At 69.4% G+C, this 18,200-nt stretch carries 17 protein-coding genes; 4 read left to right on the top strand and 13 right to left on the bottom strand.

The window, feature by feature from the left end; translation table 11 throughout:
* Window positions 1-33: 33 nt before the first annotated feature.
* From ACFM35_RS12090 to purL, 7 genes are all read right to left on the bottom strand, one after another.
* Window positions 34-720, bottom strand: a complete 687-nt coding sequence (locus ACFM35_RS12090; protein ID WP_378842337.1) for a hypothetical protein — start codon at window positions 718-720, stop codon at window positions 34-36.
* Entirely contained in the window at window positions 717-1,643 is a 927-nt protein-coding gene (locus tag ACFM35_RS12095; protein WP_378842338.1) for an ABC transporter ATP-binding protein, read from the bottom strand. Before ACFM35_RS12095 ends, ACFM35_RS12090 begins: the two co-directional genes overlap by 4 nt.
* The gene (locus ACFM35_RS12100) at window positions 1,640-2,044 is read right to left on the bottom strand and encodes a GntR family transcriptional regulator (protein ID WP_378842340.1); all 405 of its coding nucleotides are present in this window, start codon (window positions 2,042-2,044) and stop codon (window positions 1,640-1,642) included. The genes ACFM35_RS12095 and ACFM35_RS12100 overlap by 4 nt, the downstream gene beginning before the upstream one ends.
* 156 nt (window positions 2,045-2,200) lie before the next feature.
* Window positions 2,201-3,148 (bottom strand): hypothetical protein, encoded by a 948-nt coding sequence (locus tag ACFM35_RS12105; protein ID WP_378842342.1) that lies wholly within the window; start codon window positions 3,146-3,148, stop codon window positions 2,201-2,203.
* Window positions 3,145-4,041 (bottom strand): efflux RND transporter periplasmic adaptor subunit, encoded by an 897-nt coding sequence (locus ACFM35_RS12110; protein ID WP_378842344.1) that lies wholly within the window; start codon window positions 4,039-4,041, stop codon window positions 3,145-3,147. The genes ACFM35_RS12105 and ACFM35_RS12110 overlap by 4 nt, the downstream gene beginning before the upstream one ends.
* 41 nt (window positions 4,042-4,082) lie before the next feature.
* Complete coding sequence (locus ACFM35_RS12115; RefSeq protein ID WP_378842346.1) at window positions 4,083-4,217, bottom strand: hypothetical protein; 135 nt, start codon at window positions 4,215-4,217, stop codon at window positions 4,083-4,085.
* 40 nt (window positions 4,218-4,257) lie between these two features.
* Complete coding sequence (gene purL / locus ACFM35_RS12120; RefSeq protein ID WP_378843018.1) at window positions 4,258-6,567, bottom strand: phosphoribosylformylglycinamidine synthase subunit PurL; 2,310 nt, start codon at window positions 6,565-6,567, stop codon at window positions 4,258-4,260.
* Between the two features lie 215 nt (window positions 6,568-6,782).
* On the opposite strand from purL, the gene ACFM35_RS12125 reads away from it, so the two are divergent.
* A complete protein-coding gene (locus ACFM35_RS12125) occupies window positions 6,783-7,244 on the top strand; it encodes an ArsR/SmtB family transcription factor (RefSeq protein ID WP_378842348.1) in 462 nt (153 codons plus the stop codon).
* Between the two features lie 10 nt (window positions 7,245-7,254).
* A complete protein-coding gene (locus ACFM35_RS12130) occupies window positions 7,255-8,232 on the top strand; it encodes an SRPBCC family protein (RefSeq protein WP_378842350.1) in 978 nt (325 codons plus the stop codon).
* 27 nt (window positions 8,233-8,259) lie between these two features.
* Here the strand turns inward: ACFM35_RS12130 and ACFM35_RS12135 are convergent, their stop codons facing one another.
* The 3 genes from ACFM35_RS12135 to ACFM35_RS12145 all read right to left on the bottom strand — a co-directional run bounded on the left by ACFM35_RS12135 (window position 8,260) and on the right by ACFM35_RS12145 (window position 11,434).
* Complete coding sequence (locus ACFM35_RS12135) at window positions 8,260-9,588, bottom strand: HNH endonuclease signature motif containing protein (protein ID WP_378842352.1); 1,329 nt, start codon at window positions 9,586-9,588, stop codon at window positions 8,260-8,262.
* A 98-nt stretch (window positions 9,589-9,686) separates the two neighbouring features.
* Window positions 9,687-10,130 carry a Fe-S cluster assembly sulfur transfer protein SufU gene (gene sufU, locus ACFM35_RS12140; RefSeq protein WP_378842354.1) on the bottom strand — a complete coding sequence of 148 codons (444 nt, stop codon included), beginning with the start codon at window positions 10,128-10,130 and terminating at the stop codon, window positions 9,687-9,689.
* Complete coding sequence (locus ACFM35_RS12145; protein WP_378842356.1) at window positions 10,127-11,434, bottom strand: SufS family cysteine desulfurase; 1,308 nt, start codon at window positions 11,432-11,434, stop codon at window positions 10,127-10,129. Before ACFM35_RS12145 ends, sufU begins: the two co-directional genes overlap by 4 nt.
* Before the next feature lie 74 nt (window positions 11,435-11,508).
* Here ACFM35_RS12145 and ACFM35_RS12150 point away from each other — a divergent pair, with 74 nt between their 5' ends.
* Entirely contained in the window at window positions 11,509-12,405 is an 897-nt protein-coding gene (locus tag ACFM35_RS12150; protein WP_378842358.1) for a TerC family protein, read from the top strand.
* A 21-nt stretch (window positions 12,406-12,426) separates the two neighbouring features.
* Here ACFM35_RS12150 and ACFM35_RS12155 read toward each other — a convergent pair whose 3' ends face one another.
* Window positions 12,427-14,184 (bottom strand): alkaline phosphatase family protein, encoded by a 1,758-nt coding sequence (locus ACFM35_RS12155; protein ID WP_378842360.1) that lies wholly within the window; start codon window positions 14,182-14,184, stop codon window positions 12,427-12,429.
* A 130-nt stretch (window positions 14,185-14,314) separates the two neighbouring features.
* Between ACFM35_RS12155 and ACFM35_RS12160 the strand changes: the two genes are divergently transcribed.
* Window positions 14,315-14,953, top strand: coding sequence for a hypothetical protein (locus ACFM35_RS12160; protein WP_378842362.1), 639 nt, complete (start codon window positions 14,315-14,317; stop codon window positions 14,951-14,953).
* Here ACFM35_RS12160 and ACFM35_RS12165 read toward each other — a convergent pair.
* Both ACFM35_RS12165 and ACFM35_RS12170 read right to left on the bottom strand, forming a co-directional pair.
* Window positions 14,919-15,617 (bottom strand): response regulator, encoded by a 699-nt coding sequence (locus ACFM35_RS12165; RefSeq protein WP_378842364.1) that lies wholly within the window; start codon window positions 15,615-15,617, stop codon window positions 14,919-14,921. The two genes, ACFM35_RS12160 and ACFM35_RS12165, sit on opposite strands and share 35 nt — an antisense overlap.
* Entirely contained in the window at window positions 15,614-18,175 is a 2,562-nt protein-coding gene (locus tag ACFM35_RS12170) for a sensor histidine kinase (protein WP_378842366.1), read from the bottom strand. Before ACFM35_RS12170 ends, ACFM35_RS12165 begins: the two co-directional genes overlap by 4 nt.
* Between the last annotated feature and the right edge of the window lie 25 nt (window positions 18,176-18,200).

Below are 18,200 nucleotides of genomic sequence, written 5' to 3' on the forward strand. Positions count from 1 at the left end.
GAGGCATCCGTTCTTCGACGCGTGCGTCGACGCTCAGGGCACCGCGCGCCGCAGCGTGAGGAACGAGACCGCGGCGAGAACCGCCCCGACCAGCACACCCCAGAGGGCCAGCCCGAGAGCGCCTTGATCGACGAACCACAGGGCGACGTCGACCCAGGCATTCATGCGACCGACCAGCCAGAGCAGCCCCACGAGCACGAGTCCGAGCGACAGGAGCACGATCGTGAGCCACATCGTGCCGAATCGCTTGTAGATCGTGGCTCCCCAGAACCCGACGATGAACAGCAGCATGCTGACGACGAAGTACACCGCGAACGCCGCCGCCGGACCACCGACCCAGACCCAGTCCAGGAAGAAGAAGTAGCCGTTGATCCCCCAGCCGTTCGTGGCCTGCTCGATCAGCCCGCCGATGACGAAGATCACCGACAGCATCGCCGACGTGACGGCCGCCGCGAACAGCGTGCCGGTATAGAACTCGCGTCGGGTGATGCTCATCGCCTGCGAGAACGGGAACGTCATGGTGAGCGACTGCACGCCGACGAACAGGAAGTACCACAGTGGCGCCTGCGATCCTCCGCCGACCTTCACGCCGTCGTAGGGAATCAGCGCGAACACGAGCAGGCTCAGCGCGAACGAGCCCGCAAGGATCAGCGCCGGCACCCAGATGTAGGTCTGCTTGTTCACGAACTGCATGCGGACGACGTTCATCGTGCGGTTCATCGGAGTGCTCCTTCGTCGAGAGCGGATGCTTCGGGGTCGCTGCCGGCGGCGTGGTGCGCGTGCTGCGTGGTGCGGACGATCAGCTGCTGCAGCGAGACCGGTGCCACATCGAGTCCGGCGGCGGTCAGGCGATCGTGGTCGCCGGGAGTCAGGGCGCCGAGTACCGTCACGGAGGACACGTGGCCGAGGCTCTCGCGGTGGATGACCTCCCGGCCCGCGACGAAGGCGTCGACAGCAGTGCTGTCGCCGACGATGGTGGCTGCCCGGTCGCGCACGGCATCCGTGTCGTCGTCCATGATGATGCGCCCGCGGTCGATGACGATGACTTTCTCGATCAGGTTGGACACCTCGTCGATGAGATGGCTCGAGAGGATCACGGTGCGTGGGTGTTCCGAGTAGTCCTCGAGGAGCCGATCGTAGAAGATCTGGCGGGCGACGGCGTCGAGTCCGAGGTAGGGCTCGTCGAAGAACGTCACTTCGGCGCGGGCGGCGAGGCCGATGACGACGCCCACCGCCGAGAGCTGGCCGCGGGAGAGTTTCTTGATGGTCTTCTTGAGCGGGAGCTGGAACTCGTCGACCAGTGCGTCGGCGAGGTCCTGGTTCCAGCGGGGGAAGAACAGGCGCGCGGCGCGGAAGGCATGTCTCGGGGTCGCGTCGTCGGGATACTTCTGACTCTCCCGCACGAAGCAGAGGCGTCGCAGCACGCGTGCGTTCTCGTACGGCCGCTCTCCGAACACGCGGACGTCCCCCGAGGTGGCGAAGTTCTGCGCTGTCAGGATCGACATCGCGGTGGTCTTGCCCGCACCGTTGCGACCGAGCAGGCCGTAGATCGTGTTCTCCTCGATCGCGAAGCTCACGTCGTCGAGGGCGACGGTATCGCGGTAGCGCTTGGTGAGGTGGCTTGCCTCGATGACGGCGGTCATCGTGCTGTCCTTTCGTCGATACCGGGCGCGGTCTGGTCTGAGCTCGGACGGGTGCGCTCGGTGATCACCCGGGTGAGGTCGTCGGTCGTGAGACCGAGCGTGCGCGCCTCGGCGAGCAGCGGCTCGACGAAACGGTCTGCGAAACGGGAACGGCGCTCGGCGAGCAGCAGAGCGCGCGATCCGGGAGCGACGAACATGCCGATCCCTCGGCGCTTGTAGAGCACGCCCTTCTCGACGAGCATGGCGATTCCCTTCGCGGCGGTCGCGGGGTTGATGCGATAGAACGCCGCAAGCTCGTTCGTCGACGGAGCCTGGCCTTCTTCGGGCAGGCTGCCGGTGACGATCGAGTCCTCGACGCTCTCCGAGATCTGGAGGAAGAGCGCTCGGCCTTCTTCGATCACATCACCCTCGTTTACTGGTTAGTTACTTGACTGACTAACCATGCAACGCGAAAGGGGGTCGTGTCAAGCCCTCCCGCGATGTCGTGCACTCGCCGAGCAACCGCCGCGTACGACCGGGCCGGGGTGGCGGACGGAGCGCCGTCGTGTCGCCGGCGGTCAGCGGGGGGACTTGGGGTGGGTGACGCGGCCGGTGCCGGTGTCCGGGCGCGAAGGGACGGGCCACGGGCCGGTCTTGGGCTCGCGTGCAGGAGCCGAAGGAGCCGGCGTGGTGCCGGAAGGGAGGCGAACGGGCAGCGGAGGTGTCGACGAGTCGGCGGGCGAGGCATCCGGTGTCTCGTCCGCCGTCGACGGTGCCGGCGGCGCCGGAGTGGTCTCGCGCCCGGCCGTGAGCTCGAGCGCGACCTGGGCTTCGAGCACCTCGATCGCGCCGTCCGACAGCGAGATGAGTCCGTCGAGTTCTTCGCGCACGCGCTTGTACGCGAGCTGGCGCTCGGCCGGGGTCGCGGCTTCGTCGATCGCGACGGTGATCAGCTGCTTGGCCGTGTCGAGGCGTTTGCGCTCGACGGGCGTGAAGGACGAATCGCGGATGCGACGGGCATCCCGCTCCGCGACGTCGAACGCCACCTCGTAGTCGGCGACGGCATTGCGGTAGTCGGTCAGCTGGTCGCGCGACACCTTGGCCTTCGCCGAGGCGGGGCGCAGACCGTCGGCCAGCTTCTTCGCGCGGAGGAACGCGGCCGTCAGGGGTTGCCGGCCGTCGCTCATCGCCGGGAACGCGATGAGCTTCGCGACGTCGAGCTCGTACTCGAGCCAGCGCGCGGTGACGCCGTCATGATCGGCGAAGAGCCGCGTGAGCAGCGATGAGGTGCTCGTGTCTGCGGCGTCCACGGGCGGCGACGCCGCGACGACGGGCTGCGCGCCCGTCGGCAGGACCTGTCCGCGTGCTGCGGCCTTGAGCTCGGCCTTCGCCCGGATGACTTCGAGTCGTCGTTTGTGCCGCTGGCGCGAGCTGCGCTCCCACGCACGACCGGCTCCGCCGAGCACGCCCATGAGCGGGAAGACGACCCACCAGTAGTGACCGAGGAACTGAAGGATCTCGTTCATTCGGCGCGCCCCGCGGGCGGCGCGGTGGGCCGCGCGGAGGGGGGTGGGGTGGGCGCGTTCTTGGGCTTCCGCGCAGCCATCGCCTCTCCGGCGATCGTGAACACCTCACCCGCCTGAGTGAGTACCTCGACCGAACGGTTGATCATGTCCTGCGCCCGCGGCATCCATCCACTGGCCGCCGCGCCCGGTGGGCGGCTTCCGGAGGGCGCCGACCCGTCACCCCGTGCGCGTCGCCACGCTTCGTGCTCGGCGGTGTCGAAGGCGTGCTGCAGGCGGGCGACCGCATCGCGGTAGGCGGCGAACTGCGGCGGTGTCATCGGCGAGCGAGGGGTGGCCGGGCGCAGCTGCTGCGTCTCGGCGTACACCCGCAGGTACGCGGCCGTCGACGGGACGCGCGGGTCGGTCATGGCGGGGAACGAGATGAGTTTCGCGGGGTCGGTCTCGTAGTCCATCCATCGGGCGATGACGGCATCGTGCTCGGCGACGAGTTTTGCGAGCGGCAGGGCCGCGGCATCCGTCGTCGACGGCAGCGCCGCCCGCGCCGCGGTGACCTGCAGACGACGGGTGCGCACCGCGGCGGTCGCCGACCGGGCGTTCGCCTGCGCGGTCTGCAGGAGCCGCCTGGCCGTGGCGACGTCGGTGCTCGTGGCGCGCGAGGCCGCCTTCTCGCCCTGCGTCTGAGCCAGCTCCGCGCGTGCGATGCGGACGGCCACACGCTTGCCCGCGGCATCCGCGCGCGCTTCACGCAGCTGGTGTTTGGCGGCCTGGTAGCCGAGGCGACGTTCGTTCACGGAGCGCTGCCCGCGCAGACCGAACCAGCCGAGGGTGCCCGCACCCACCGCAGTAGGTGCAATCCACCAGAACTCGGCGATCGACGCCCAGAGCGGATCCACATCCCCATGCTAGCCGCGGGCCGCGCGGTGAGGCTGTGAAGTCAACCGAACAACAGCGCGATGACGGTGGCGCCACCGCCGACGAGGATAAGCGAGATGATCACGACCCAGGCCACGATCTTGACGCGCTTCTGCCGGGTCTCGCCGTAGGCGCTGTACTCGTCGTCGCTCGTCATGGATCCAGTCTAAAGTGCGCAGTCCCGAAGTGCGGGGTCTCTATCGCGCCGGCTCGGTGACGGTCGGCCCGAACACGCCGGGGAGCGTGCCGGTGGACAGATCTCGGAGCTCGGTGAGCGACAGCGTGAAGACGTCCTGCACTTCGAGGGAGGGATCGGCTCCTTCGGCGGGCATGTCGGTCACTCCGATGCGCAGCACCGGGTAGCCGCGTCCGTCGCAGAGGCCGCGGAATTTCACGTCGTCTTCGCGCGGCACCGTCACGATGACCCGACCGGTCGATTCCGAGAAGAGAGCGGATGCCGCATCCACGCCGTCGCGTTCCATGATCTCGCGCAGCCAGACGCGGGCGCCGACCCCGAAGCGCAGGACGCCCTCGGCGAGCGCCTGTGCGAGACCGCCCTCGGACAGGTCGTGCGCACTCGCGATGAGGGACTGCTGGGAGCCGGCGTGCAGGAGCTCGGCGAGCCGGCGCTCCTGGGCGAGGTCCACCGCCGGCGGGCGTCCGCCGAGGTGGCCGTGGATGGTTCCCGCCCACTGCGATCCGCTGAGTTCGGTGGAGGTGACTCCGAGCAGGTAGATGTTGTCGCCCACGTCCTGCCAGCCGCTGGGGATGCGGCGCGCGACGTCGTCGATGATGCCGAGCACGCCGACCACCGGGGTCGGGTGGATCGGCACATCGCCGGTCTGGTTGTAGAAGCTGACGTTGCCCCCGGTGACGGGGATGCCGAGTTCGAGGCATCCGTCGCTCAATCCTGCGACCGCCTGAGAGAACTGCCACATGACCTCCGGGTTCTCGGGGCTGCCGAAGTTGAGGCAATCCGTGACGGCGGTCGGGACCGCGCCCGTGACGGCGACGTTGCGATACGCCTCGGCGAGCGCGAGTTTCGCGCCCTGGTACGGGTCGAGCTGGCAGAACCGGCCGTTGCAGTCGGTCGCGATGGCGAAGCCGAGGCCGGACTCCTCGTCGACGCGGATCATGCCGGCGTCGTCCGGGAACGACAGAGCGGTGTTGCCCATCACGTAGTAGTCGTACTGGTTGGTCACCCACGACGTGTCGGCCAGGTTCGGGCTGGCGACGAGCCGGACGAACTGGTCGCGGAGGGCGGCGGCATCGGTCGGGCGCGGCAGGGAGACGGCGGAATCGTCGCGGAGCGTGTCGAGCCACGCGGGATAGGCGACGGGGCGTTCGTACACGGGGCCGTCGACGGCGACCGTGGAGGGATCGACGTTGACGATCTCCTGGCCGTGCCAGTCGATGACGAGTCGTCCGTCGCCGGTGACCTCGCCGAGGACGCTCGTCTCGACGTCCCACTTCTGCACGACCGCGAGGAACGCGTCGAGCTTCTCGGGAGCGACGATCGCCATCATGCGCTCCTGCGATTCGCTCATCAGGATCTCTTCGGCCGTCAGCGACGGGTCGCGCAGCAGCACGTTGTCGAGGGAGACCTTCATGCCGCTGTTGCCGTTGGCGGCAAGTTCGCTCGTCGCGCACGAGATGCCGGCGGCACCGAGGTCCTGGATCGCCTCCACGAGGTCGTCGCGGTAGAGCTCGAGGCAGCACTCGATGAGCACCTTCTCGGCGAAGGGGTCGCCGACCTGCACCGCGGGACGCTTCGTGGGGCCGCCCGCCGAGAAGGTGTCGGACGCGAGGATGGATGCTCCGCCGATGCCGTCGCCGCCAGTGCGGGCTCCGAACAGCACGACCTGGTTGCCCGCACCCGTCGCATTGGCGAGCTTGATGTCTTCGTGGCGCATCACGCCCACCGCGAGGGCGTTCACGAGCGGATTGCCCTGGTAGACGGCGTCGAACACGGTCTCACCGCCGATGTTCGGAAGGCCGAGGCAGTTGCCGTAGAACGAGATCCCGCTCACGACCCCGTGGACGACGCGGGCGGTGTCGGGGTGGTCGATCGCCCCGAAGCGCAGCTGGTCCATGACCGCGACGGGACGCGCGCCCATCGAGATGATGTCGCGGACGATGCCGCCGACGCCGGTGGCGGCGCCCTGGAACGGCTCGATGTAGCTGGGGTGGTTGTGGGACTCGACCTTGAAGGTCACCGCCCACCCCTCGCCGACGTCGACCACGCCGGCGTTCTGCCCCATGCCGACCATGAGGCGGGTCTTCATCTCGTCGGAGACCTTCTCGCCGAACTGGCGGAGGTAGATCTTGCTCGACTTGTAGGAGCAGTGCTCCGACCACATCACCGAGTACATCGCCAGCTCGCCGCTGGTGGGGCGGCGGCCCAGGATCTCGCGGATCTTCGCGTACTCGTCGGCCTTGAGTCCGAGGGCGGCGTAGGGCTGCTCCCTCTCGGGGGTGGCTGCGGCGTTCGCCACGGTGTCGATCATCGGACTGTCGGTTGCTCGGACATCGATCGAGGGGGTGCTCACGCGGCTGGGCTCCAAAGAATTCGAGGGACGCCGGACACTGTCCAGTCTAGTTCTGTCGTGCGGCGAGCGACCGAGCGCGCTCGAGGGCCCGCGTGAGGGTCGCGGTTCCCGGCGGGGGGTGTGGTCGTCGTCGGTGTTGACAACCCCCGCACGCGGGTCTAACGTACAACCAAATGGTTGTAGAAACAGAACTCGAGCTCGATGACGGCGGGATGGATCGGATATTCCGGGCACTCGCCGACGCCACGCGGCGTGACATCCTCCGGCGCACGATGGCAGCGGAGCAGTCCGTCTCGCTGCTGGCCGCAGCGTACGACATGTCGTTCGCCGCGGTGCAGAAGCACGTCGCGGTGCTCGAGACGGCGCACTTGATCGTCAAGCGCGCGGAGGGAAGGGAGCGGCTCGTGCGTGCGAATCCCGCCACCATCGCCCGCGCCCGACAGCTGCTCGGGCGATACGAGGAGCTCTGGCGATCGCGGGTCGACCGACTGGACGCGCTTCTCGCCGAGGGCGCCCGCGATCGCGTCGCCCCCGATGAACGCCCGGCCCACACCCGGCCCGCCGACACCGGCACCGACACCGACACCGGTTCCACCGATACCCGCTCCACCGACCCTGGCTTCACCGACTCCTGAGGAGGATGTCATGCCCGTCACCCGCGTGAACATAGACCCCGAGAACCTGACGATGACGCTCGTCGCCGAGTTCGAGGCATCCGCCGATCGCCTGTGGGAGGTGTTCACCGACCCTCGGCAGCTCGAGCGGTTCTGGGGACCTCCCGGGTGGCCGGCGACGTTCACGGCGTTCGACTTCCAGCCCGGAGGTCGCGCGCTGTATGAGATGACCAGCCCGACGGGCGAGACGACCGGCGGGTCGTGGGAGTTCCTGCGCATCTCGGCCCCGACCGGGTTCGACGTGCTCGACGGATTCGCCGACGCGAGCGGCGAGCCGGTTGCGGGCATGCCGTCGATGCGCATGACCCTGTCTTTCGAGCCGTTGGGCGACCGATCGAGGCTGGTCACCGTGACGACGTTCGAGTCGAACGAGGCGCTCGAGCAGCTGACGGCGATGGGCATGGTCGAGGGTTCGACGACGGCGATGAACCAGCTCGATGCCGTGCTGCAGAGTCTGCGCGAGTACGCGCTCGGCAAGGGTACACGCACCGAGATCCTGGATGACGTGCACGTGCGGATCACCCGGTTGATCGACGGTCCGCGCGAGCTGGTGTGGCGCGCCCACCACGAGCCCGAGCTGCTGCAGCGGTGGCTGCTCGGCCCGGACGGATGGCGCATGACGGTCTGCGAGGTCGACGCTCGGCCCGGCGGACGCTACCGATACGCGTGGGAGCCCGAGGAGGGCACCGAAGGTTCGGGCTTCGGGTTCGACGGCGAAACCCTGCTGGTCGAGGCGCCACGACGGTCGGTGACGACGGAGCACATGACCGACACCGACTTCCCCTCCACGACGAATGATCTGTCGCTGTACGAAGAGGACGGGATGACGCTGCTTACGCTGCTCATCACCTACCCCGACCTGCAGACGCGGGACATGGTGCTCGCGACGGGCATGACCGAGGGCATGGAGACGAGTTACGCGCGGCTGGAGAGCGTGCTCGTCAGCTGAAGGGCGGATGGCCCTTCGTTCGTTCGCTCAGAAGGGCGGAGGCTCGAGGTCATCGGCGAGCGCGAAGGACGGGACCTTCCGTTCGGGGTCGACGCGATACAGCCGACCCGTCGGCGAAGTCCATCGCACGGCGCCGCCGCTGTCAGGAATGTGGTCGATCTTCCATCCCCCGTGGTGCTTCACCGTATGGTGGCCCTGGCAGAACGGCGTCAGGTTGGTGAGCGCCGTCTGCCCGCCGTGCTCCCACGCCACGTTGTGATCGATCTGACAGCGCGCCGCGGGGATGCTGCACCCCGGCGCCATGCATGCGTCGGCCCGCCACCGCACCAGCCGACGAAGAGATGGCGGCGGTCGATACCGGTCCCGTCCGACGGAGAGCACCATGCCTGTCTCAGGATGGGTGAGGATGCGCATCCACCCGTCGGTGCCACCGCACAACTCGCGGGCGCGGTCCATCGGGATGGGCCCCACACCCTCCACCGATGCGTACCCGCCGCCTGTGCAGGAATGCGCGCCTACGGCCTGTTCTCCGACTCCGTCGTCTGGGTCGAGCAGAGCGAGCGCAGGCACGGTTACGGCCACCGTCGCGCGGATTCCACGAGCCTCGACCGGCGTGTGCTCCGTCGTCCCGTCGATCAGTAGATCGCCGAGGACGTCGGCCCGGAGCTGATCGAGCGTGCGGTGCTCGTCGGGCTGTGCCGCCAGCACTTTCGCGACAGCGGTCGCCCGACCGTGGATTGCGTGCGCCTCGACGGCGGGCAGGAACACGTGCAGCCATGCCATGGCGTCGTCGGCGTTCTCGAGGATCACGCGGCGATCGAGCACCGCCCGACCGTAGCGCTCCGGCAGTGTGGTGACGCGCGCGGTCTCGATCAGCACACGCATGCGTCGCCGAAAGGTGCCCACGGGCTGAGTCTCGGCAAGAAGCACCAGAGCCGGAAGGAGGTCGTCGCGCAGCTCCGGTTCGACCGCATCCAGTGCGTCGACCAGGGCGTTCGCGTGGCCCGCGGTCATGCGCGCACCGCCGAGCGAGTCGAGGGCCGCCGGATAACGGTGCACCAGTGCCTCCGCATGGGCGAGCAGCATGTCGGCGGCGGCCTCGGTCATGCCCATCGCAAGAGCCAACTCGAGCCGGATCGACCGCTCCACGACGTCGGTATGGGCATAGCCGTTCGCGGCCGCATCGGCGAGGAGTTCGCCGCGCATCGCGTCGACGCGTGCATACTGTTGCGCCGCGAGCACCGACATCACCGACTGCGTCTCGATCACGAGATCCACGGCGTCGGGGATGGGGGGAACCCACTCGTCATCGTCCTGAGAAGCCTCATCGGGCGGTGACTCCGCGTTCCAGAACATGCCCTCAGTTTAGAACATACCTACGACATTCGCCGTCGGTGTCGCGGCCGGGCGACCGTGCGCTGCGCGCGCTCCACGACCGGCGGAGAGACCGGCGCTCAGGCCCGCGCGAGCGCGTCCTCGAACGCGACCCACGCGAGCATCGCGCACTTCACCCGCGCGACGTACTTGCCGACGCCCGACAGGGCCGCCGCATCTCCGAACTCGTCCTCGTCCAGGACGACGGCGCCGCGGGAGCGCAGCGCCTCGCGGAAATGATCGACGAGCACGGATGCCTCGGCCCGCGGCATCCCGTCGACCAGCTCCGCGAGCATCGATGCGGAGGCCTGCGAGATGGAGCACCCCGCACCCTCCCACGTCACGTCGTCCACCGTCGCTCCGTCGTCGGACACCCGCACCCGCAGGGTGATGTCGTCGCCGCACACCGGATTGTGCTGATGCGATGTCGCCGCGCGCGGCCCGTCCTCGGCCAGTCCCACCCCGCGGGGGCGCTTGGAGTGATCGAGGATGAGCTCCTGGTAGAGCGACTCGAGCGGGTTCACCGGTCGACTCCGAAGAACGCGCGCACCTCGGAGACACCCTCGACCAGGGCGTCGATGTCGGCCTCCGTCGTGAACACCGACGCGGAGGCCCGCACGGAGGCGGTGATGCCGAACCGGCGATGCAGCGGCTGCGCGCAGTGATGGCCGACGCGCACGGCGATGCCCCGGGCATCCAGGACTTGACCCACATCATGGGCGTGCACCCCGTCGACGTCGAAGGCGCTCAAGGCGACGCGCGCCACGCCGTCGGCATCGCCGAGCAGCCGGACCCCGGGGATCGCCCGCAGCCCGTCGCGCATGCGACGCTCGAGCAGCGTCTCGTGCGCCCGGACCGCGTCCATGCCGATCCCGTCGAGATAGCGGACGGCCGCGGCCAGGCCGATCGCCTGCGACACCGGCTGCGTGCCGGCCTCGAAGCGCTGCGGCGGCGGCAGGTAGCTCGCCTCGTCGAGGGTGACGGTGGTGATCATCGACCCGCCCGTGAGGAACGGTGGCATCGCGTCGAGCACCTCGGCGCGCCCGTAGAGCCCGCCGATGCCGTAGGGACCGAGCATCTTGTGGCCGGAGAAGACGGCGAGATCGACCCCCAGCGCCGGCAGATCCAGCGGCAGGTGCGGGGCCGACTGGCAGGCGTCGAGAACCGTCAGGGCACCCGCAGCGCGGCCGAGAGCCACGAGCTCGGCGACCGGGTTGACGATCCCCAGAACGTTCGAGACGTGCGGGAACGAGAGCACGCGCGTGCGCGAGGAGACGACGGTTGCCGCGGCCTCGGCGTCGAGAGTCCCATCGTCTCGCACGGGAATGTGACGCAGCACCGCGCCCGTGCGGGCGGCGAGCTCCTGCCACGGGATGAGGTTGGCGTGGTGCTCGGACTCGGTGACGACGATCTCGTCGCCCGGACGCAGCGCGAGCGCCTGCGACGCGACGCCCCCGCGCCCCGCGGTGGCGTTGCCGAGCGAGTAGGCGATGAGGTTGAGACCCGCCGTCGCGCCGGCGGTCCAGGCGAGCTGCTCGGGTGCGGCGCCCACGAAGCCCGCCACGGCGGCGCGCGCGTCCTCGAACAGTTCGGTCGCCTCGCCCGCCAGCGTGTGCGCACCCCGATGCACCGCGGAGTTGGCCCGGGTCAGGAAACCGACCTCGGCGTCGATCACCGCGCGCGGCTTCTGGCTCGTCGCCGCCGAGTCGAGATAGATCAGCGGATTCCCGTCGACCTGCTGCCCGAGGATCGGGAAGTCGGCGCGCAGCGCCGCGGCATCGAGCGCGGTCGGCGGCGCGGACGTGTGCAGAGCGGTCGAGGAACCCATCCGTCCAGGCTACGCCGCGCGTCTGAACGGCGGGCGGGCACCCCCCACGGGCCCCGACGCCATAGCATGGCGCCGTGGACTTCTCCTTCGCTTTCACCCCCGACCTGATCGCCGTGTTCCTGACGCTCTTCGTCCTGGAGATCGTGCTGGGCGTCGACAACGTCATCTTCATCTCGATCCTCGCCAGCAAGCTCCCCATGGAGCAGCAGGCGAAGGCCCGCAACCTCGGCCTGACGCTCGCGATGCTGATCCGCGTGATCCTGGTGTTCTTCGCCGGCTGGATCATCACGCTGAAAGAGGACGTCGTGGTCCTGTTCGGCATGGGGTTCTCCTGGAAGGACTTCATCCTGATCGCCGGTGGACTGTTCCTCGTCTACAAGGCGGTCACCGAGATCCACCACAAGCTCGAGGGTGCCGAGGAGGATCACGGGCCGGGAACGAAGGTCGCGCAGGTCACGTTCGCCTCGGTCATCTCGCAGATCCTGCTGCTCGACATCGTCTTCTCGCTCGACTCGGTCATCACGGCCGTCGGCATGACCGAGAACCTCCTCGTCATCATCACGGTGGTCGTCCTGTCGTTCGGCATCATGCTGTTCGCCTCGCGCTTCATCTTCACCTTCGTCAACAAGCACCCGACGGTGAAGATGCTCGCGCTGTCGTTCCTCCTGCTGATCGGCGTGTTCCTCATCGCCGAGGGGTTCGGGGTGAAGATCGACAAGGCGCTCATCTACGCGCCGATGGCGTTCGCGATCCTCGTCGAGGCCCTCAATCTCACGTACTCGGCCCGCAAGGCCAAGCTTGAGCACAAGCGGCTGCAGGCGGTGCAGCTGCGGCCGCAATATCCGGACGTCGACGAGTCGGTGGCGGTGGACGCGGCGCTGTCGAAGGGGACGGATGCCGGTTCTGTCGGCCTTTCGCGCAAGCCGGTGTCGGGCGCCGCACACGAGGAGGACCGCTCGGGCCTGGGCTGACCCGGCCGCCGGACCGCGGCGCTACTTCGGAGCGTCGAAGGTGCCGAACAGTCCGTTCCCGTAGCGATAGATCGCCTCGTAGGCCTCCCCGTAGGACGTGGGTGCCTTGCCCCCGGGGCTGAAGCGCGCGAGAAGGAGGCCCATCAGACCCCGAGCGGGCGCGGTCAGCGGACGTGCCTTGTGCTTGTGGGCGGATGCCGAGGCATCCTGCTCCTCGGGGTTGGTCGGCACGTACAGCGCCGTCGGCTGCGGCCACGTGTAGGGCTGCCGGGGCTGGGTGAGGTTCACCGCGTTGAAGATCGGGTTCGCGCTCTGGTCGCGGAGCGTCAGCGGCTTGAGGCCGTGCTGCCGGCACAGGGTGTTGATGACCGACCCGTGGTGCATCTCGTCATGGATCACGGTGTTCTTCGCGGTGTACGCGCTGACGATGATCGAGGGGACGCGGCATCCGAGTCGATCGAAGGTGAAGCCCATCTCGCCGGGGCCGCTGCGGTCGGGGGGAGTGGCCGACGGCGGGGGCACGTGGTCGTAGGTGCCGCCGTGCTCGTCGAACGTGATCATCAGCGCGGTGTTCATCGCGTTGGATCCCTTGACGGAGCGACTCGTGCGGATGGCGTCGTACACCTGCTGCACCAAGGCGTCGCCGGCGCGTACGTCGGACAGCGCGCTGTTGTAGACGGCGAGCGTCTCGCCGCCGACCTTGATGTCGGTCTCGTGCACGGTCTCGCCCCACGGCGGGTGCATGTCGTTGTGGTTGAACACCATGCGCGGTTCGATGAACGAGTACGCGGGCAGATCGCCGTTCTCGGCATCCGTGTAGAACTGCCCCATCTCGCGGAAGTGGGTCTTCCAGTACTGCTGCAGCACGGGCGCGTGCAGCATGCCCGTCAGCGAGACCAGCTGCGAGCCGTCGTAGTAGATGCGCCAGGGGATGCCGGCCTCTTCGAGCCGATTGAAGATCGTGGGAGCGGCAGGGCCGTTGATCCACTTGTAGTAGCTGTCGCCGCCGTGGTTCGTGACGTAGCCGTTCGATGTGGAGGCGTGGAAGAACAGCCGATTGCAGAAGGTCTGCGACGGCACGCCGGCGAACCACCGGTCGTAGACGCCGAACTCGCGTGCCAGGCTGGAGAGCACCGGCATCATGGCCGGGCTGAAGCCGCCCATCGCGACCCGGTACTCCTCGGCGGTGGGCTTGCGCCCCTTCTCCCGCCGGAAGTTGATCGCGAAGTCCTTCACGAACCCCGACATGTCGGGGGTCGCGCCCGCCGGCGGGGTGTTGAAGGGCGATGTCTGCCCGTTCTTGCGGATGTTCGCGTTGCCCGGCGGGTCGACGGTGCCGAAGAGCTGCGTGTTGACGTGCGGGTAGTGCTCGCCGGGGTCGGGCTGCGGCGACTGCATGATCGCGTCGGTCGGGCCCTCGTAGATGTAGGCGGGCACTGCCTCCCCGTCGAGGCCCGGATTGGAGTACTGCCCCTGCAGCAGGCCGTCGAACTGGTCGATGTTCTTCTCGGCTGCGGTGTAGAGGTTGCCCAGCATGTTGTCGAAGCTGCGGTTCTCGAACATGAGCACGACGATGTGGTCGAAGCCGGGTGTGTTGCGCAGCGGCAGCGGGTCGAACTCGGGCGGATGCGCGGTGGCCGCGGCCGTGATGGCCGCGCCCGCAGACCCGCCGATCGCCACTCCCGCCGCTCCGATGCCGAATCGGCGGAGGAAGTCGCGCCGGGAATTGCTGCGGGGAGCATCGGAGCCGCTCGGCGCGGCCGGTGCGTTCTCGTCCACCCTCGTCTCCTGTCGTCGGCGGCCCGTGGCGGGTGCACGCCGGGCTTCATCTCTCGGAGAGCCGCAGTCTATCGGCCCGCCGGGCACCCGAGGGCGGCGGCGGGATCATCCGGCCACTAGGGTCGGTCCCATGTCCGAGCACCTCGCCTTCGACCGCAACGCCCGCTACGGGGCTGCGCTGATCGGGGTGGCGTTCGCCGCCTACCTCTGCATCTCGACCGACTTCAACGCGTTCATCCAGGCATCGAATTACGCGGGGGCGCTCGGCACCGACGTGCCCCTCGTCGACTTCGTCGAGTTCGTGCTGATCTACCTCCTGTTCGTGGGCTCGTTCGTGCTCATCCCGGCGAGTGGCGCGCGGCGGCTCGCGGCGGTCACCACCACCTCGGTGGCGCTGTTCCTCTGGGCCGTGATCGGCATCGAGCGCGGCGTCGGCAACATCGATCAGCCCGAAGCGCTCTGGACCGTGCTCACCAACCAGGGGTTCGTGACGCTGCTCGTGGCACTCACCGGGTGGCTCCTCGTGCGGGCGCGGCATCCGCTCGCCTTCGTCGTCGTGCTGTTGGCGTTCATCCCGCCGGTGATCAGCCGGATCCTGATCGACCGTGCGTTCACGTCGGGCGCCTACACGCTGATCATCGAGGGAACCGTGATCGCGCTCGGCCTCGGCGGCGTGTGGCTCGCCGTGTGGATCGATCGCCTGGTGCGCGGGCGCGGGACGGCTCGCTCGCGCTCTACTCCCGCGGCGGATGCTGCGCCGGGTCGATGACGAGCCGGTAGCCCATCCCCGACTCGGTGAGCAGGTGCACGGGCCGGGAGGGGTCGACCTCGAGCTTCTTGCGCAGCTGCGACATGTACAGCCGCAGATAGCCGGAGTCGCTGACCTGTTCGCTCGCCCAGATCTCCTTCAGCAGGGTCTGGCGCGTGACGAGGACGCCGGGGTGGCGGGCGAGATACTCGAGCATCCGCCACTCGGTGGGGGTGAGGTGCACGCGCTCGCCGCCGCGGGTGACGTCGCGCGCGGCCAGGTCGATGGTGACATCGCCCCAGCTGACCACCGGCTCGGCGGCGCCCGGAACGCTCCGGCGCCCGAGGGCCCGCAGACGCGCCAGCAGCTCGTCGATCTGGAACGGCTTGGTGACGTAGTCGTCGGCCCCCGCGTCGAGCGCCTCGACCTTGTCTGCCGAGCCCGTGCGGCCCGACACCACGATGATCGGCGCCGTCGTCCAGCCGCGGAGCGCCTCGATCACCTGCACGCCGTCGAGGTGCGGCATGCCCAGATCGAGCAGCACGATGTCGGGGTGCGCCTGCGCGGCGAGGGTGATGGCCGCGGCCCCGTCGGCGGCCGCGACCACGTCGTAGCCGTGCGCGGCGAGAGTGATGCGCAGCGCACGTACCAGCTGCGGATCGTCGTCGGCGATGAGCACCTTCATGAGGCACGTCCAAGAGGACGGACGACGGATGCCTCGTCCTGCGGAGTGGGGGCGGGCATGCTCGTCGCAGTGATGACGGGGAGCGCGAGCACCATGGTGAGGCCGCCGCCGGGGGTGTCCTCGATCGTGAGGTGACCGCCCATACCGTCCATGAACCCCTTCGAGAGGGCGAGGCCCAAGCCGAGTCCTGTGCTGTTGTCGGTGTCGCCGAGGCGATGGAACGGAGCGAAGATGTCTTCGCGCCGGTCGGCGTCGACACCCGGACCGTGGTCGACGACGCGGATCTCGGCGACATCGCCCAGTCGGCTGGTCGCCACCCGCACTCGCGTTCCGTCCGGGGTGTAGCGCTGCGCATTGGCGAGGACGTTCACGAGCACGCGCTGCAGCAGCACGGGGTCGGCGCGGAGCGCCGGGAGCGTCGGATCGAGGTCGAGCTCCGCTTCGTCGGGGCCGATCCCGAGTTCGTCGGCGGCGCTCAGGATGACGTCGGTGGCATCGGTCGCGACGAGCGACACCGCCAGGACGCCCGCTTCGATGCGACTGACGTCCAGCAGGTCGGTCATCAGGGCGCTGAGGGCGGCGAGGCTCTCATCGGCGGTCGCGAGCAGTTCGGAGCGATCGTCGAGCGAGAGCGCGTCGCCGCTCGCGCGAAGTCCGCCGACGGCGGCGACCGCCGCGGCGAGCGGGCGGCGCAGGTCATGGCTGACGGCCGACAGCAGCGCCGTACGGACGTGATCGGTCTCGGCGAGTACGGCGGCCTGCCGCGCGGTCTCGCTCAATGCGGTGTGCTCGAGGGCGCCGGCGAGCTGCGCGACGATCACGTCGAGCAGGCGCCGCTCCGAAGCATCCAACTCACCGCCGTGCAGTTCGAGCGTGGCGCGAGGGGGTACCGCCGTACCGACCGGCAGCCGGATCACGCGTCCATCGGGCACGGGTTCGCCGTCGGTGGCGAGCACCTCGCCGTCGGGTCCGATCAGGCGCACCCCGGTCATGGCGAACGCCTCGCGCGTGCGACCGATGAGCGCGGGCAGCGCGGACTCGCCCCGCAGGACGCTGCCGGCGACCACGGCGATCAACTCGGACTCGGCGGCCGAGCGCCGGGCGGCCCGGGTGCGTCGCGCGGCCTGGTCGACGATCCAGCTGACCAGGATCGCGATCACGACGTACAGGCTCAGCGCGAGGGCATGGAGCGGATCGGCGATGGTCACCGCGTACAGCGGCGCGACGAACAGGAAGTCGAGCGTGATGCCCGACAGCACGGCCGCGAAGAGGGCGGGCCAGATGCCGCCGACGAGCGCGACGACGACGACGAGCAGCTGGTACGCGAGCACGTCGGAGGTGATGGATGCCTCGCTGCGCAGCGCGACGAGCAGCCAGGACAGCAGCGGCCCACCCACGAGCGCCAGCACGAATCCGAGGACGCGACGGGTGCGGCTGAGCGCGCCGCCCGTGACCCGCGGCAGCGCGAAGCGGCCGCCCGCGGCGGCGTGGGTGACGATGTGCACGTCGATGTCGCCCGACTCGCGGACGACGGTGGAGCCGATGCCCGGTCCGGTCAGTGCGGCGGCGAGGCGTCCGCGCCGGCTGACGCCGATCACCAGCTGGGTCGCGTCGACGCTGCGGGCGAACTCCACGAGGGTGCGGGAGACGTCGTCGCCGACCACTTGATGCCACGTGCCGCCGAGCGTCTCGACGAGCGTGCGCTGGGCGGCGAGCGCACCGGGCGCGGCCGAGCGCAGACCGTCCTGCGTGGACACGTGCACCGCCAGCAGCTCGCCGCCGGCCGCGCGAGCGGCGATGCGCGCACCGCGGCGAAGCAGGGTCTCGCCCTCGGGGCCGCCCGTGAGTGCGACGACCACACGCTCGCGGGCCCGCCACGTGCCGTCGATCCGGTGCTCGGCGCGGTAGGTCTTCAGGGCGCTGTCGACCTCGTCGGCCAACCACAGGAGGGCGAGCTCGCGCAGGGCGGTGAGGTTCCCCAGCCGGAAGTAGTTCGACAGCGCGGCGTCGATGCGCTCCGCCGGGTAGACCAGGCCCGCCCCGAGGCGGTCGCGCAGGGACTGGGGGGCGAGGTCCACGACCTCGATCTGATCGGCGTCGCGCACGACCGCGTCGGGGACGGTCTCGCGCTGCGCGATCCCGGTGATCTGCTCGACCACCTCGTTCAACGACTCGATGTGCTGCACGTTGACGGTCGTGATGACGTCGATGCCGGCATCCCGGAGCGTCTCGACGTCCTGCCACCTCTTGTCGTGCAGGCCGCCCGGGGCGTTCGTGTGCGCGAACTCGTCGACGAGGGCGATCTGCGGGGCGCGGGCCAGCACCGCCTCGAGGTCCATCTCGCTGAGCTCCACGCCGCGATGCTGGACCCGCCTGCGCGGCACCTCCGGGAGGCCTTCGGTCTGACTCTGGGTGGCGGCTCGCCCGTGGGTCTCGACGATCGCGATGACGACGTCGCGGCCGTCCCCCCGCAGGCGGCGCCCCTCCTCGAGCATCTCGTAGGTCTTGCCGACGCCGGGGGCCGCCCCCAGCAGCACCCGCAGCCGCCCCCGCTTCATCTCCCCGCCTTCCGTGGATCCGCGC

This window comes from Microbacterium songi (assembly GCF_042747925.1).
Classification (GTDB): Bacteria; Actinomycetota; Actinomycetes; order Actinomycetales; family Microbacteriaceae; genus Microbacterium.

Excerpts from the sequence above, each read along its gene's own strand:
- ACFM35_RS12090 (WP_378842337.1), bottom strand. The coding sequence starts at position 720 with ATGAACCGCACGATGAACGTCGTCCGCATGCAGTTCGTGAACAAGCAG.
- ACFM35_RS12095 (WP_378842338.1), bottom strand. The coding sequence starts at position 1,643 with ATGACCGCCGTCATCGAGGCAAGCCACCTCACCAAGCGCTACCGCGAT.
- ACFM35_RS12105 (WP_378842342.1), bottom strand. The coding sequence starts at position 3,148 with ATGAACGAGATCCTTCAGTTCCTCGGTCACTACTGGTGGGTCGTCTTC.
- ACFM35_RS12115 (WP_378842346.1), bottom strand. The coding sequence starts at position 4,217 with ATGACGAGCGACGACGAGTACAGCGCCTACGGCGAGACCCGGCAGAAG.
- purL (WP_378843018.1), bottom strand. The coding sequence starts at position 6,567 with ATGATCGACACCGTGGCGAACGCCGCAGCCACCCCCGAGAGGGAGCAG.
- ACFM35_RS12125 (WP_378842348.1), top strand. The coding sequence starts at position 6,783 with ATGGTTGTAGAAACAGAACTCGAGCTCGATGACGGCGGGATGGATCGG.
- ACFM35_RS12130 (WP_378842350.1), top strand. The coding sequence starts at position 7,255 with ATGCCCGTCACCCGCGTGAACATAGACCCCGAGAACCTGACGATGACG.
- ACFM35_RS12135 (WP_378842352.1), bottom strand. The coding sequence starts at position 9,588 with ATGTTCTGGAACGCGGAGTCACCGCCCGATGAGGCTTCTCAGGACGAT.
- ACFM35_RS12145 (WP_378842356.1), bottom strand. The coding sequence starts at position 11,434 with ATGGGTTCCTCGACCGCTCTGCACACGTCCGCGCCGCCGACCGCGCTC.
- ACFM35_RS12160 (WP_378842362.1), top strand. The coding sequence starts at position 14,315 with ATGTCCGAGCACCTCGCCTTCGACCGCAACGCCCGCTACGGGGCTGCG.
- ACFM35_RS12165 (WP_378842364.1), bottom strand. The coding sequence starts at position 15,617 with ATGAAGGTGCTCATCGCCGACGACGATCCGCAGCTGGTACGTGCGCTG.
- ACFM35_RS12170 (WP_378842366.1), bottom strand. The coding sequence starts at position 18,175 with ATGAAGCGGGGGCGGCTGCGGGTGCTGCTGGGGGCGGCCCCCGGCGTC.